The following is a 13,144-nucleotide window of genomic DNA, read 5'->3' on the forward strand; positions in this document are numbered from 1 at the left end:
CCGGCCGCGCTCAGGCGCGGCACGCCTCGACCTCGTCGGAGATCTCGTCGCACAGCGTGCGGATGAGGTCGTAGTACGCGTCGTCGACGGCGCCGAAGCCGAACCATCCGTCGGCGAGGAACTCGTTGAGCTCGATCCCGGCGTCCGTGAGGGATTCCTGCGTGCTGTCGGCGATGGCCGCGGTCAGCTCGTCCTGCACGTCCTGGGGCAGGGCCGACTGCATGACGATGGGCGCGGCGGGGACGAGCACGCGGTCGACCTCGACGAGGTCGCCCGACTCGATGAGCGGGTCGGCGTCGATGTCCTGGGCGAAGCCGACCTGGCAGTCGACGCCCTCGGCGATCTTCTGCGCGGTGAGGTCGTGCTCCTCGCCGAAGAGGCGGTCGTCCTCGGCCACCGTGACGCCGGCCTCGAGCAGGCTGCCCATCGGCACGGCGAAGCCCGACGTGGAGGTGGGGTTCACGAAGCAGACCGGCTGGTCGGCGAAGTCCTCGAGCGACGCCGCGTCGGAGGCGGGGTTCTTCACGGCGACGGAGTAGTAGCCGGGCGCCGCGCCCTCCTCCGTGATCTGCGCGCCGATCGGCGTGATCTCGGCACCCGCGTTCTGCGACTGGTAGTAGGTGAACGCCGAGATCTGGGCGACGTCGATCTGGTCGGCGGCGAGGCCCTGCACGACCGCGGTGTAGTCGGTCGCGGGGAAGAACTCGACCGTCTTGCCCGTGATCTCGGCGATCCAGTCGGCGATGGGCTGAGCATCCTGGTCGGCGCCCTCGTGGTCGGGGAGCGTGGCGAAGACGATCGTGTCCTCGTCCGTGGCGAACGTGCCCTCGGAGTCCGTCGACGTCGTGTCGTCGGCGGTGGCGGTGTCCTCCGAGGAGGACGAGCAGGCGGCGAGGCTGAGGGCCAGCGCGACGCCGGCGAACGCGGCGACGCCGCGCGTGAGGGTGGTGGTCATGACGGCCTTCCATCGGGTGCATGGGGACGGCGCCCTGGGGCGCCGTGAGCCGACGGTAGGCACGCGGCCTCAATCAGGTCGGGCGCCGCGGTTGCGTGCGGGTGAACGCGTCGTGAAGACGCGGTCAGCCGCGCGGATCGATGACGGGGACGGCGGCGAGGAGGCGCCGCGTGTACGGGTCCTGCGGATCGCCGAGCACGCGCTCGGTCGGCCCCTGATCGACGATGCGCCCGTCCTTCATGACGATGACGACGTCGCACAGGTTCTGCACGACGCCGATGTCGTGCGACACGAGCACGAGGGTCATCCCGTCGTCGCGGTGGAGCTCGCCGAGGAGGGCGAGGATCTGCGCGCGCACCGTGACGTCGAGCGCCGAGAGCGGCTCGTCGCCGACGAGGGTCTCCGGGCCGTGGGCGAGGGCGCGGGCCAGCGCGATGCGCTGCCGCTGACCTCCCGAGAACTCGTGCGGATGGCGCACGGCCGCGTCGGCGGGGAGGCCCACCCGCGCCAGGAGCTCGCGGGCGCGCGCCGGCCGGTCGATGTCGACGCCGAGCGCCCACAGCGGCTCCGCGACGATGCGCTCCACCGTCATCCGCGGATCGAGCGACGCGTACGGGTCCTGGAACACGATGCCGGTGGCCCGGCGCAGCCAGTGCAGCGAGCGCGCCCGCGCTCGCGCGTCGACCGCGCGCCCGCCGTACTCGACTGTGCCGCCGGTCGGGATGTCGAGCCCGAGCAGCAGGCGCACGAGGGTCGACTTGCCCGATCCCGACTCGCCGATGATCCCGACCGACTCGCCGCGGCGGATGTCGAGGTCGACGGGGTGCAGCGCGACCGTGTCGCGCCGCGGGGCGAACGGATGCGGGCGCGGTGACGGATGGCGCCGCTCGAGCCCGCGGGCGCGCAGGAGGACGTCAGCCATCCGCTTCTCCTCCCGCCGGCCGCCACAGCGTCGCGGTCGCGTCGCGCAGCAGCGCGCGCGTGACGGGATGGCCGGGGGCGGTGAGCAGGTCCGTCACGGGTGCCGCCTCCACGACGCGCCCGTGCTCGAGGACGACGCCGTGCGTGGCGACCTGCGACAGCACGGCGAGGTCGTGCGTGATGAAGACGAGCGCCATGCCGTCCTCCGCGACGAGCGAGAGCAGCAGCCGCAGGACCTCCGCCTGGATGGTCACGTCGAGCGCGGTCGTCGGCTCGTCGGCGATGAGGAGGCGGGGGCGGCAGGCGAGCGCCATGGCGAGGGCGACACGCTGGCGCTGACCGCCCGACAGCTGGTGCGGGTAGCGCGCGACGAGGCGCTCGGGGTCGGGGAGGGCGACGCGCGCGGCCTCGGCGACGGCGATGCGGGCGGCCTCGCGCCGGCCCGCCCCGCGGTGGATGCGGACCGACTCGGCGATCTGGCGTCCGACCGTGCGGATGGGGTTGAGCGCCGTCTGCGGCTCCTGGAACACCATCCCGATCTCGTCCCCGCGCAGGCGTGCGAGGTCGCGGTCGGCCATCCCGAGGATCTCCGTGCCGTTCCAGCGCACGCTGCCGGTCGCCGTCGCGCCGTCGGGGAGCAGCCCGAGGACGGCGAGGGCCGTGAGCGACTTGCCGGACCCCGACTCGCCGATCAGCCCGAGCCGGGCGCCGTCGGCCACGGAGAACGACACCCCGTCGACGACGCGTCGCCCCCCGATCTCGATCGAGAGCCCGTCCACCTCGAGGGTCATGCCGTGCGCTCCCCTCGAACGGCCATCCGATCGCCCGGCGCACACCCGATTGCCCCCACTCCCGTGTCCTCTCGTCCAACGGATATCCGTTGGACGAGAGGACACGGGAAAGCGCGAAAACGGATGCGCGTTCGGCAAAGGGATGTGCTCACGCGATCACCGTCGGCTCGTGCGCCTGCGGCTTGGCATCGCCGCGCCGGAGGGTGGGGTCGGTCGCCTCGCGCAGCGCGTCGCCGAGGAGGTTGAGCGCGAGCACCGTGACGGTGATCGCGAGGCCCGGCCACAGCACGGAGAGCGGGTGGAGGGCGATGTAGCGCTGCGATTCGCCGAGCAGCAGGCCCCAGCTCGGCTCCGTCACCGGCGCCCCGAACCCGAGGTACGACAGGCCGGCCTCCGCGAGCACCGCGGCCGCCATCGACCACGACAGCTGCACGATGAAGACGGGGAGGACGTTGGGGAGCAGATGCCGCACGAGGATCTGCGCCGGCGTCAGCCCCGACGCCCGCGCGGCGAGCACGAAGTCGCTGCGCTGCACGCGGCGCAGCTCCACGCGGGCGACGCGCGCGATGTTCACGCCGAAGCCGATGCCGACCGACCACACGACGACCCACAGCGACCCTCCCCACACCGCGGAGAGCATCATGGCGATGAGCAGGACGGGGAAGGCGATGAGGATGTCGACGAGCACGGCGACCGCCTCGCGCACGGGGCGCGCCGTGAGGGCCCCGAGCGCGGCCAGCAGCACGCCGACCGCGGTGGCGACGACACCCGATCCGACCGCAACGAGCACGGTCGTCCGGGCGCCGACCATGAGAAGGCTGAGGATGTCGCGGCCGTTGCCGTCGCCGCCGAGCAGGTGGGGCCATCCCGGCCCCGTCCAGCGGATGGCGAGGTCGACCGTTCGCGGATCGAACGGCGTCCACACGAGGGAGACGAGCGCCGTCGCCGCGATCGCGACCGCGACGACGAGCCCGAACCGGCCGGTGCCGATGGCCCACAGCCTCTTCATGCCGCCTCCCTCTGCCGCGGATCGACGAGCCGGTGCACGAGGTCGACGACGAAGCCGACGACGAGCACGAGGCCGGTGAGGGCGAGGAGCTCGCCCTGCACCTTGACGAGGTCGCGCGCGCCGACGTCGGCGACGAGCATGCGGCCCACGCCGGGGAGGTTGAAGACCTGCTCGATGACGACGGCGCCCACCACGATCCCGGCGATCTGCAGGCCGAGCACGGTGACGATCGAGAGGCCGACCGACGGCAGCCCGTGGCGTATGAGCGCCTGCGTGCGGGTGAGCCCCTTCGCCGCGGCCGTGCGAACGTGGTCCTGGCCCATCGCCTGCAGCGTGGCGCTCCGCACGAATCGCAGGAGCAGCGCGCCCTCGACGACGCCGATGGTGAGGGCCGGCAGCAGGAGGGAGCGCAGCGCCGCGGCGGGGTCGGCCCATCCTCCCCGGGGGAACCCCTGGGCGGGCAGCCATCCGAGGGCGATCGCGAAGACCACGACGAGCATCATGCCGGCCCATACGACGGGGACCGCGGCGAGGAGCTGCGCGGCCACGCTGATGGCCGTTCCGGAGGGGCGCCCCCGGCGCACGGCCGAGAGCACGCCGAAGGGGAGCGCGACGAGGAGCGCGATGAGGAGGGAGAGGAGGCCGAGCGGCACCGTGATCTGGGCCTTGCGCGCCAGCTCGTCGGCGACCGACGCACCCGTCAGCAGTGACCTCCCGAGGTCGCCCGTCGCGACCCCGGCCATCCATTCGGCGTACTGCGCGAGAAGGGGGCGGTCCAGGCCCAGGCTCTCGCGGATGGCCGCCACCTGCTCGGGGGTTCCCTCCGTTCCCGCGACGAGCTGCGCGACGTCGCCGGGAAGGACGCGCAGCGTCGCGAAGACGAGGGCGCTCGCGACGACGAGGCCCAGCGCGAGCAGCGCGAGCCTCGTCAGCGCGTAGCGGATCACGTCGGGATCAGCCCGCGAGGGTGACGCCGGCGAGGTCGAGGCGGGAGTTGATCGAGTCGACGGGGAACCCCTCGACGCCGTCGCCGACCGCCACGATCGTCTCGCCCGTGTAGAGCCAGTCGGCCGCGTGGTCCTCCGAGACGATCCGGGCGGCCTGCGCGAGCAGCGCCGCGGAGTCGTCGGGATCGAGCGCGGCGACCGACTGGGCGTAGAGGTCCTGCACCTCGGCGTCGTCGTAGTGGAAGTAGTAGTCGGGGTTCGCCCACGCGGCGAAGTCGCGCGGCTCGACGTGGTTGACGAAGCTCAGCTGGTAGTCGCCGTTGGTATACACATCCTGCAGCCACACCGAGAACTCGACGGGGTTCACGGTGAGCTCGACGCCGATGTCGGTGAAGGCCGAGACGAGGTAGGTCGACGCCGTCGTGCCGTAGAACGAGGGGATGGTGAGCTCGAGCTCGAGGCTCTCCGCGCCCGCCTCGGCGAGCAGGTCCCGCGCGCGCTCGGGATCGTACGGCGCGACGTCGGACAGGTCCTCGTAGCCGGGGTCGAGCTCGGGGATGGGCCCGTACAGCGGCGTGCCGGCGCCCACCGCCTCGATGAGGGCGTCGTGGTCGATCGCGAGGCGCAGCGCCTCGCGCACGCGGACGTCGTCGAGGGGAGCCGCGGCGTTGTTGAACGCGAGCACGTACTTGTCGGTCGTCTTGCCCGTCGTCAACGTGAACCCGTTCTGGCCGTCGAGCTGCGGGGCGAGCTGCGGGTCGACGGCCGTGAGCACGTCGAGCGAGCCGTCGAGTGCGGCGTTGACGCCGGCCGTGAAGTCGGGGATGTAGCTCGCGACGACCTCGGCGACGCCGGCCGGCTCGCCCCAGTAGTCGTCGTTGCGCGCGAGCACGATGCTGTCGCCCTGGTTCCATTCCGCGAGGGAGAACGGCCCCGTGCCGTTGGCCGACGTCTGCAGGTCGGTGTCGTCGCCCTCCTCGAAGACGAGCCCCGCGGGCCCCGTCAGGGCGAACAGGAGGTTCTGGTCGGGCGCCGAGAGCGCGATCTCGACGGACGATTCGTCGGGTGAGGTGATCGAGGCGACGGCGGCGAGCTCGGCGTGACCGACGATGCTCTCGTCGTCGACCACCTGCTGCAGCGACGACACCACGTCCTGCGCGTCGAGCGGCTCGCCGTCGTGGAAGGCCACTCCGTCGGCCAGCGTGAACGTGTAGACGAGGCCGTCGTCGGACACGTCCCACGCGGTCGCGAGCGAGGGGACGACCTCGTTCTCCTGCGTGCGCGTCACGAGGCCCTCGTAGACGTTGTCGACGAGGATCTGCTCGAGGGCCGCGCCCGAGGTGCGGCGGATGTCGAGGTTGGTCGGCTCCAGGACGAGCCCGACGCGCAGACTGGCGTCGGCCTCGGGCTGCTCCGCATCGGGTGACGCCGCGCAGCTCGCGAGCACGAGCGCGGGGACGGCGAGTGCGGCGACGGCGGCGGCGCGGATGGTGCGGGTCATGCTTCCTCCTCGTGTGCGACCTGCGCCGGGTCGGCGAGGCGCGAGATGAGCGCGGCGAGGTCCGCGAACGCGACCTCCTGCACGTTGTGGGGTGCATCCATCACGACCACGTCGCCACCGGTCCGGCGCGCGAAGTCGTCGGCGTCGGCCGGCGACACGAAGCCCTCCGTCGCCCGCACGAGCGTGACGGGCGCTGTCGCGGCAGCGAGATCCGACCATCCGTCGTCGGGGGAGAGCGCCGCGCCCGCTGAACCGTCGGCGATGAGGCGGGCGTAATGGTGCTTCCACTCCACGCGCCCGTCGTCGCGCACGCGGGAGTTGAGGACCACGCCCCGCCTGGCCTGCGCGGGGGAGCCGCCGAGACCGAAGGAGAGCGCGTGCTCCACGAGCGCATCGTGCGAGTCGAACACGGTCCTCTCGTAGAAGCGCCGTAGCGCCGCCGGCCCGGCCGAGGAGTCGATCCCGGGCGTGATGTCGACGACGACGAGGTGCGCGACGAGATCCGGGCGGCGCGCGGCGACGGCCGCCGCCGTGAGGCCTCCCAGCGACTGGCCGACGAGGACGACGGGCGCCTGCGCCCACTCCTCGATCGCCGCCGCAACGTCTTCCGCGAGCACCCGGGGCGCGTAGGCGGCGTCGTCGCGCCACGAGGAGTCGCCGTGACCTGCCAGGTCGACAGCGAGCACGGGCGCGCCGAGCGCGATGACCGTGCTGTCCCACGTGTGGGCGTTGAGGCCCGCCCCGTGGAGGAGGACGACGCGCGGCGCACCCCCTGCCGCGTCGCCCGCCGCGAGCGCGCTGAGCGTGCGCCCGTCGGGGAGGGTGAGCGCACGGCGGCGAATCACCGGGACGGGGCGCCCCTGCAGGGCCGCCTGCTCGGGCAGGAACGCGAACTCGTCGGATGTCGCGTGCACGCTGACCACGGTGCTCCTCGGCTGTCGGGAGGACGCCGTCCGCGTCCTCGTCCATTCTGCCGACCGGCGCCGCGGCACGGGAACTCGGGCACGGCGCGTTCGGACTCGTCCGGTAACAATGCCGCGCGGGCGCGGGGTATTCCGCGGGTGCTCTCCGCGCGGCGCGGGTAGGGTCGGATCATGGCGGAGCAGCGTGTGCACCTCGCGAAGTCGGCGATCGAGGCGTATCAGGCTCTCGACGCCTTCTCGAAGACCGTGGGTCGCGTCGCGCGCGAGCACGGGATCGACGACCGTCTCAAGGAGCTCGTGCTCCTGCACTGCTCGCAGCTGAACGGATGCGCGTACTGCGTGCGCGTGCACGCCGACCGCGCGGCACGGGCGGGACTCGGGGCCGACGAGCTCACGCAGCTCGCGGTGTGGCGCGAGTCGGGCGTCTTCACGGAGCGCGAGCGGGCAGCGTTCGAGCTCGCCGAGGCGCACACGTTCATCCATCGCGACGGCATCCCCGACGACGTCTACGACCGGGTCGGCGGCGTGCTGAGCGAGCAGGAGTACGTCGCGGTGAGCTGGCTCGCGATCTCGATCAACGCCTTCAACCGGCTCGCGATCGCGGGGCGCTACCCCGTCCCGCCGAAGGATCCGATCCCCGCCGCCTGAGGTAAGGCAACCCTTCCGAGCGTGTAGGATGGGCGTGTCATGGAGAGCATCGAGACGACCCCCGAGCACGGCGCGAAGGCCTGCCGTGCGTCGCGCCATGCGCGCGTGCAGCACCTCATCACGGCCGACGAGCACGCGCTCGTCGACCTCGAGCTGCTCGTCGCGACGCTGCCGATCTGCTCGACGGGCCGCATCTTCATCGAGGTGCCCGATGCGTCGTGGGTCGCGCCCATCGCGGCACCCGCGCGGATGATCGTGACCTGGCTCGACCGTTCGCGCCGTTCCGGCGCCCCCGGCACCGGGCGTGCCTGCGCCCCCGGCCAGGCGCTCTCGCGGGCCGTCACCGCATGGGCGGACGAGATGATGTGCACGGGCGACGACGCGACACGCGTGACCCTGCTCGGCGGGTTCCTCGGGACCGCCGACATCGTCGACCATCTCACCGAGGTCGTGGGGACGCCCGCGTCGGCCATCCACGTGCCCGACGCGTTCGCCGCCCTCATCCGCTGACGTAGCCGCCGTCTTCCAGGCCCGCCTCGATCTCGAAGCGGTTGCGGAGCGGGTTGCGTCCGGCAAGCAGGTACAGCACGGGCATGAGCAGGCCGTAGCGCCGCCACTGGCGCACGTGCACCGCCTCGTGACGCAGCACGCGGTCGGACGGCCGCCGCCCGGTGAGGAAGCAGCCGCCCACGCACACGCCGCCGCGCGGGAACGTGCCGCGCGGCATGCCCTGGAAGACGACGAGGCCGCCGCGCCGCTCCACGCGGCCCCGCGACCAGAGCCCGCCCCACAGCCATCCGAGCGCCGTGCCCCACCAGAAGCCGACGCGGCTCACGGGCGAGTCGAGCAGCCAGCGCGGGATCCGCGCGTCGACGCGCCGGCCCTCCGCGACCTTGAGGTCGGCGATCTCGCGCCAGTGCCGCGGGACCGGCGCGGAGGGGAACTGGATGCGCATGCGTCCATCTTCGCCGCGATTCGGGGGGACTGTTGTGGGTTTCGCCGCGTTTCGGGGTGACAGTCGGGTGGGAATCGCCGCGTTTCGGGGCGACTGTCGTGGGTGTCGCGATGATTCGGGTTGGGTGTCGCCGCGTTTCGGGGCGGCTGCCGTGGGTTTCGCCGCGTTTCAGGGCGACACCCGGGCGGGGATCACCAGGCGGGGATCACCCGGGCGGGATCGCCCCACGCCGATCACCCCCGGCCGGGATCACACGAAGCGGTTGACGAGCGGGACGCCGGCCACCGTGATCTCGACGGCCGCGGGCAGCTCGATGGGGAACGCCGACCGCGGTGCGCCGGTCATGACGACGTCGCCGGGGCCGAGCTCGATCCAGGCTGCGACGTAGGCGAGGCATTCGGCGACGGACGCCGGGAGCTCGCGCGCCCCCGTGCGCACCCGATCCACCCCATCGATCCGCACGATGAGCTCGGCCGTCTCGGGGTCCGCCGCCGTGTCGATCCACGGCCCGAGCGGCGTGTACCTCTCGCCGCCCTTGACCTCGAAGTTGCGGACATCCGGCCGGTCGGGGCTCGACACGTCGTTCACGGCGGTGACGCCGAGGACGTACTCCCGCGCGTTCGCGGCGGTCAGCCCCCGCGTGGACCGGCCGATGACGACGGCGACCTCGCCCTCGATCACGGTGCGGCCGGCGTCGCGGCGCGCGGTCACCTGCGCGCCGCTCGCGGCGACGGTGCGCGGGCTCTTCAGCCAGGCGCCGATCCCGCCGCCGGGCTCGGCGGGCTGGGCGATGCCGACCACGACGGTCGGGGCGGCGGCGGGGAGGAGCTGCCCGTCGGCGACGACGGCGCCGACGGGCTCCGGCTCGACCCCGCGCGCGAACGCCTCGTACGGGTCGGCGACGGGCTGCCATCCGCCGTCGACCGGCACGGCGTGCACGGCGGCGCCCGTCGGGAGGGCGATGCGCGCGAGCCTCATCGGCCGTCCGCCACGACGACCGAGACGAGGCCCGTGTCCTTCTCGTCCGTCGACACGCGCACGGCATCCTGGACGCGCAGCAGGTCGCGGCTGCGCGTCTCCGGGATGAGGAAGGTCGAGGCCGTCGTGATGGCGGCGAGCGTCGCCAGGTAGAGGCCCATGACGACCCAGTTGCCGTCCGTCAGGGTGAGCAGCCACGTGCCGAGAACGCCCGCGAGGCCGCCGGCGAGAACGGCGGAGATCTCTCGCGCCATGGCGACGCCGAGGTAGCGGTGGCGGTTCCCGAACATCTCCGGCAGCAGTGCGCACTGCGGGCCGAGCATGGAGTTGACCGCGACGCCGATGCCCACCGCGATGACCGCGACCGTGAGGATGGGGTCGCCGAGCGACAGCATCCACCACGCGGGGAACGCGAACAGGAGCATGAACACGGCGCCGAAGCGGTAGACGGGGCGCCGGCCGACGCGATCGGAGATCCAGCCCGTGAGCGGGACGGTGAAGATGCCGATGAGCGAGCCGATCGTCACGCCCCACGTCGCGATGCCGCGGTCGACGGGGTTGGCGATGAAGGTGCCTGCCACGAACGCGAGCGACACGTTCTGGAAGATGTACGAGCCGCCGTTCTCGGCCATCCGCAGGCCGATGCCCGTGATGACGCCCGGCATGCCCGTCGTGAAGATGTCGCGGAACGGGTGCGCCGCGACCTGCTCGTGCTTCTCCAGCTCGACGAACGTCGGCGTCTCGCGCAGGCGCATCCGGATGAACAGTGCGATGAGGATGAGGAGGAACGAGGCGAGGAAGGGCACGCGCCATCCCCACGAGAGGAACGCGTCCTCCGGCATGAGCGACAGCCCGGAGAACACCAGAGCGGCGAGCAGCGTGCCCGCCTGGATGCCGATGAAGGGGAGCGCGGCGAAGAATCCGCGCTGCCGGACGGGCGCGTATTCCGCCATGAGCACGGTCGCCCCGGCCTGCTCGGCGCCGGCGCCGAAGCCCTGCAGGAGCCGCATGACGACGAGAAGGACGGCCGCCCACGCGCCGACGACCTCGTAGGTGGGGAGGAGGCCGATGGCCGTCGACGCGCCGCCCATGAGCAGGATCGTGACGACGAGGACCCACTTGCGCCCGAGCCGGTCGCCGATCGTGCCGAAGAAGAAGCCGCCGAACGGGCGCGCGACGAAGCCGACGCCGTAGACGGCGAAGGCGCCGATGATGCCCATCGCGGGGTCGGCCGGATCGAAGAACAGGCGGTTGAAGACGAGCGCGGTCATGAGGCCGTACAGGGCGAAGTCGAAGTACTCCAGCGCGCTGCCGACGCTCGAGGCCAGCGTGGCCCTGCGCAGATTTGCGGCGTACTCCGGATCGTCCTGGAAGCTCGTCGGGTTCGAGGCTGTGCTCACGTCATCTCCTTCGATGAGATCCCCGCGGGTGGCGGGACCTCGACAACGTACCACATGCCGAACGGTGTGCAACATGCTGGACGAATGGCCCGATCGTGGGCGCGCGGCAGGAGGGTTTCGCCGCGAATCGCGGCGAAACCCGGAGCGTTCGCCGCGAATCGCGGCGAAACAGCGCCTCAGGCCGACCGGCTCGCGAGCGGGTTCGTGAGGAGCGCCGCCGCGGCCAGCAGTGCGCCCCCGACGCGGGCCACCCGCTCGCCGTCGGCGTCGTCGGCGGACAGGGCTGCGCCCATCGCGAGCGGCGGATCGCTCGGGTTCCAGGGCGGCAGCGGCACGGCGACGCCCGTGATGCCCGCGAACGAGCTGCTCTCGTCGATCGCGTACCCGCGCTCGCGGGTCTGGGCGAGGAGGGGCAGCAGGGCGGACAGCGACGGGACGCTCCGATCCGTCACGCTCGCGAACGCCCCATCGCGCAGCAGCTCGGCGACGTCGGCGTCGTCCATCGTCGACAGCACGGCGCGACCCGTCGCGCTCTGCGCCGCGGGAAGCCGCGATCCGAGCGGCGTGCCGAGGCGATGCGGCGCCCGCCCCTCGTGCCGGGCGAGATAGAGCATGTCGGTGCCGTCCAGCATGGCGATCTGCACGACCTCGCGATGGAGCTCCTCTGAGGCCGAGCAGATCGCGAAGAACTCGCGCACCTGGTTGAACTGCATCGCGAAGGCGCCGCCGAGCTCGGCGGTCCGCCGCCCGAGGCGGAAGCCCCGAGCGTCGCGCTCGATCATCCCGCCCTCCTCGAGCGACGCGCAGAGGTTGGCCGCGGACGACTTCGCGATCCCGACCGCGCGCGCGAGCTCGCTCAGGGTCATCGGAACGCCCTCTGCCGCCTCCAGGGCGGAGAGGATGCGCAGGGCGCGCGAGACGGCCGGGGCGGGATCCCGGTCGGGGGCGATGGGCATGGCGCTCCTTCGCGCCGGCGGAGCCGGCTCAGTAGAACTCGACGGTGTCCACCACGTTACGCAGGGGTTCGCCATCCAGCAGACGACGCGCGTTGTCGGCGAAGAGCCGGGCGATGCGCGCATCCTCCTGCGTCGACAGCGCGGCGGTGTGCGGGCTGACGAGCACGCGCGGATGGCTCCACAGCGGGCTGTCCTGCGGCAGCGGCTCCACCTCGAACACGTCGAGGGCCGCGAACGACACGCGGCCGTCGTCGAGGGCCGCGAGCAGCGCCCTCTCGTCGATCACGGTGCCCCTGCCGACGTTCGCGACGATCACGCCGGGCTTGGCCGCTTGCAGCAGCTCCTCGCCGACGAGGTGCGTGGTCTGATCGGTGCCGGGGAGCGTGACGACGATCGCATCGGCCGCGCCGGCGGCGGCGTGCAGCTCTTCGAGGGGGATGAGCCGGTCGACGCCGTCGACGGGGCGTCCCGATCGGCTCGTGCCCCATACGGTCGATCCGAATGCCGCGAACCGCTGCGCCACCGCAGCGCCGATGCCGCCGAGGCCGATCACGAGCACCGTCATCTCGTCGAGGTGGCGCATGGTCCAGCGGTCGTCCCATGCGCGGTCGGCCTGGGCCCGCTGCAGTCGGGGGAGGTCCTTCGCCCCCGCGAGCACGCCGAACACCGCGAACTCCGCGAGCGTCGATCCGTGGACGCCGGCGCTCGTCGTGAAGACGACGCGGTCGAGCTCCTCGCGCGTGAGGTCGGCGGCCTTCACTTGCGCGCCCCCGCCCGCCGCCATGACGTGCACCCATCGCAGGCGCGGATTGGCGCGCACGGTGCGCGCGAGCGCGCCGGGTTCGGTGTCGGGGATCGAGAAGAGGATGTCCGCGCTGTCGACGAGCGCGTCGAAGGCGGACTGCTCCTCGGCGGTGCGCACGTGGGCGGGGTCGCCGCCCCAGTCGGCCGGCCAGCGCATGGGCCGGTACAGTCGGTGATCGCGGACCACCTCCAGTCGCGGCTCGAGGCGCTCGATCTCCTGGCAGAGCTCCTCGGAGAGGTCTGCGGCGACGACGGCGCGCAGCCGTCCGGTGCTCTCGGTCATGGTCATCCTCTTCGATGGGAACGGTGTCGGACCAGCATACCGAAACGGCCAATGATTTGAACGCCGTTCCATA

At 72.6% G+C, this 13,144-nt stretch carries 14 protein-coding genes; 2 read left to right on the plus strand and 12 right to left on the minus strand.

Going from position 1 to position 13,144, the window contains the following annotated elements; translation table 11 throughout:
- Window positions 1-10: 10 nt before the first annotated feature.
- The 7 genes from ACWGPF_RS07470 to ACWGPF_RS07500 all read right to left on the minus strand — a co-directional run bounded on the left by ACWGPF_RS07470 (window position 11) and on the right by ACWGPF_RS07500 (window position 7,047).
- Window positions 11-955, minus strand: a complete 945-nt coding sequence (locus tag ACWGPF_RS07470; protein WP_452332228.1) for a PhnD/SsuA/transferrin family substrate-binding protein — start codon at window positions 953-955, stop codon at window positions 11-13.
- Between the two features lie 124 nt (window positions 956-1,079).
- Window positions 1,080-1,877, minus strand: coding sequence for an ABC transporter ATP-binding protein (locus tag ACWGPF_RS07475; RefSeq protein WP_452332229.1), 798 nt, complete (start codon window positions 1,875-1,877; stop codon window positions 1,080-1,082).
- The gene (locus ACWGPF_RS07480) at window positions 1,870-2,667 is read right to left on the minus strand and encodes an ATP-binding cassette domain-containing protein (RefSeq protein WP_452332230.1); all 798 of its coding nucleotides are present in this window, start codon (window positions 2,665-2,667) and stop codon (window positions 1,870-1,872) included. Before ACWGPF_RS07480 ends, ACWGPF_RS07475 begins: the two co-directional genes overlap by 8 nt.
- A 148-nt stretch (window positions 2,668-2,815) precedes the next feature.
- Window positions 2,816-3,676, minus strand: coding sequence for an ABC transporter permease (locus tag ACWGPF_RS07485; protein ID WP_452332231.1), 861 nt, complete (start codon window positions 3,674-3,676; stop codon window positions 2,816-2,818).
- Window positions 3,673-4,623 (minus strand): ABC transporter permease, encoded by a 951-nt coding sequence (locus tag ACWGPF_RS07490; protein WP_452332232.1) that lies wholly within the window; start codon window positions 4,621-4,623, stop codon window positions 3,673-3,675. The genes ACWGPF_RS07485 and ACWGPF_RS07490 overlap by 4 nt, the downstream gene beginning before the upstream one ends.
- Before the next feature lie 7 nt (window positions 4,624-4,630).
- Complete coding sequence (locus ACWGPF_RS07495; RefSeq protein WP_452332233.1) at window positions 4,631-6,124, minus strand: ABC transporter substrate-binding protein; 1,494 nt, start codon at window positions 6,122-6,124, stop codon at window positions 4,631-4,633.
- Window positions 6,121-7,047 (minus strand): alpha/beta fold hydrolase, encoded by a 927-nt coding sequence (locus ACWGPF_RS07500; RefSeq protein ID WP_452332234.1) that lies wholly within the window; start codon window positions 7,045-7,047, stop codon window positions 6,121-6,123. The genes ACWGPF_RS07495 and ACWGPF_RS07500 overlap by 4 nt, the downstream gene beginning before the upstream one ends.
- A gap of 168 nt (window positions 7,048-7,215) precedes the next feature.
- On the opposite strand from ACWGPF_RS07500, the gene ACWGPF_RS07505 reads away from it, so the two are divergent.
- Both ACWGPF_RS07505 and ACWGPF_RS07510 read left to right on the plus strand, forming a co-directional pair.
- Window positions 7,216-7,695, plus strand: coding sequence for a carboxymuconolactone decarboxylase family protein (locus ACWGPF_RS07505; protein ID WP_452332268.1), 480 nt, complete (start codon window positions 7,216-7,218; stop codon window positions 7,693-7,695).
- Window positions 7,696-7,734: 39 nt separating this feature from the next.
- Window positions 7,735-8,205 carry an SIP domain-containing protein gene (locus ACWGPF_RS07510; protein WP_452332235.1) on the plus strand — a complete coding sequence of 157 codons (471 nt, stop codon included), beginning with the start codon at window positions 7,735-7,737 and terminating at the stop codon, window positions 8,203-8,205.
- Here ACWGPF_RS07510 and ACWGPF_RS07515 read toward each other — a convergent pair.
- From ACWGPF_RS07515 to ACWGPF_RS07535, 5 genes are all read right to left on the minus strand, one after another.
- The gene (locus ACWGPF_RS07515; RefSeq protein WP_452332236.1) at window positions 8,195-8,650 is read right to left on the minus strand and encodes a Fe-S oxidoreductase; all 456 of its coding nucleotides are present in this window, start codon (window positions 8,648-8,650) and stop codon (window positions 8,195-8,197) included. The genes ACWGPF_RS07510 and ACWGPF_RS07515 overlap by 11 nt on opposite strands.
- A gap of 249 nt (window positions 8,651-8,899) precedes the next feature.
- On the minus strand, window positions 8,900-9,628 hold the full coding sequence (locus ACWGPF_RS07520) for a fumarylacetoacetate hydrolase family protein (protein ID WP_452332237.1): 729 nt from the start codon (window positions 9,626-9,628) through the stop codon (window positions 8,900-8,902).
- The gene (locus ACWGPF_RS07525) at window positions 9,625-11,028 is read right to left on the minus strand and encodes an MFS transporter (protein ID WP_452332238.1); all 1,404 of its coding nucleotides are present in this window, start codon (window positions 11,026-11,028) and stop codon (window positions 9,625-9,627) included. Before ACWGPF_RS07525 ends, ACWGPF_RS07520 begins: the two co-directional genes overlap by 4 nt.
- Window positions 11,029-11,204: 176 nt before the next feature.
- Window positions 11,205-11,984, minus strand: a complete 780-nt coding sequence (locus ACWGPF_RS07530; protein ID WP_452332239.1) for an IclR family transcriptional regulator — start codon at window positions 11,982-11,984, stop codon at window positions 11,205-11,207.
- Between the two features lie 28 nt (window positions 11,985-12,012).
- Window positions 12,013-13,071: a D-2-hydroxyacid dehydrogenase gene (locus tag ACWGPF_RS07535; RefSeq protein WP_452332240.1), complete on the minus strand. Its 1,059-nt coding sequence runs from the start codon at window positions 13,069-13,071 to the stop codon at window positions 12,013-12,015.
- Window positions 13,072-13,144: the final 73 nt, after the last annotated feature.

This window comes from Microbacterium sp. NPDC055683, from assembly GCF_053617895.1.

Excerpts from the sequence above, each read along its gene's own strand:
- ACWGPF_RS07470 (WP_452332228.1), bottom strand. The coding sequence starts at position 955 with ATGACCACCACCCTCACGCGCGGCGTCGCCGCGTTCGCCGGCGTCGCG.
- ACWGPF_RS07475 (WP_452332229.1), bottom strand. The coding sequence starts at position 1,877 with ATGGCTGACGTCCTCCTGCGCGCCCGCGGGCTCGAGCGGCGCCATCCG.
- ACWGPF_RS07480 (WP_452332230.1), bottom strand. The coding sequence starts at position 2,667 with ATGACCCTCGAGGTGGACGGGCTCTCGATCGAGATCGGGGGGCGACGC.
- ACWGPF_RS07485 (WP_452332231.1), bottom strand. The coding sequence starts at position 3,676 with ATGAAGAGGCTGTGGGCCATCGGCACCGGCCGGTTCGGGCTCGTCGTC.
- ACWGPF_RS07495 (WP_452332233.1), bottom strand. The coding sequence starts at position 6,124 with ATGACCCGCACCATCCGCGCCGCCGCCGTCGCCGCACTCGCCGTCCCC.
- ACWGPF_RS07510 (WP_452332235.1), top strand. The coding sequence starts at position 7,735 with ATGGAGAGCATCGAGACGACCCCCGAGCACGGCGCGAAGGCCTGCCGT.
- ACWGPF_RS07515 (WP_452332236.1), bottom strand. The coding sequence starts at position 8,650 with ATGCGCATCCAGTTCCCCTCCGCGCCGGTCCCGCGGCACTGGCGCGAG.
- ACWGPF_RS07520 (WP_452332237.1), bottom strand. The coding sequence starts at position 9,628 with ATGAGGCTCGCGCGCATCGCCCTCCCGACGGGCGCCGCCGTGCACGCC.
- ACWGPF_RS07530 (WP_452332239.1), bottom strand. The coding sequence starts at position 11,984 with ATGCCCATCGCCCCCGACCGGGATCCCGCCCCGGCCGTCTCGCGCGCC.
- ACWGPF_RS07535 (WP_452332240.1), bottom strand. The coding sequence starts at position 13,071 with ATGACCGAGAGCACCGGACGGCTGCGCGCCGTCGTCGCCGCAGACCTC.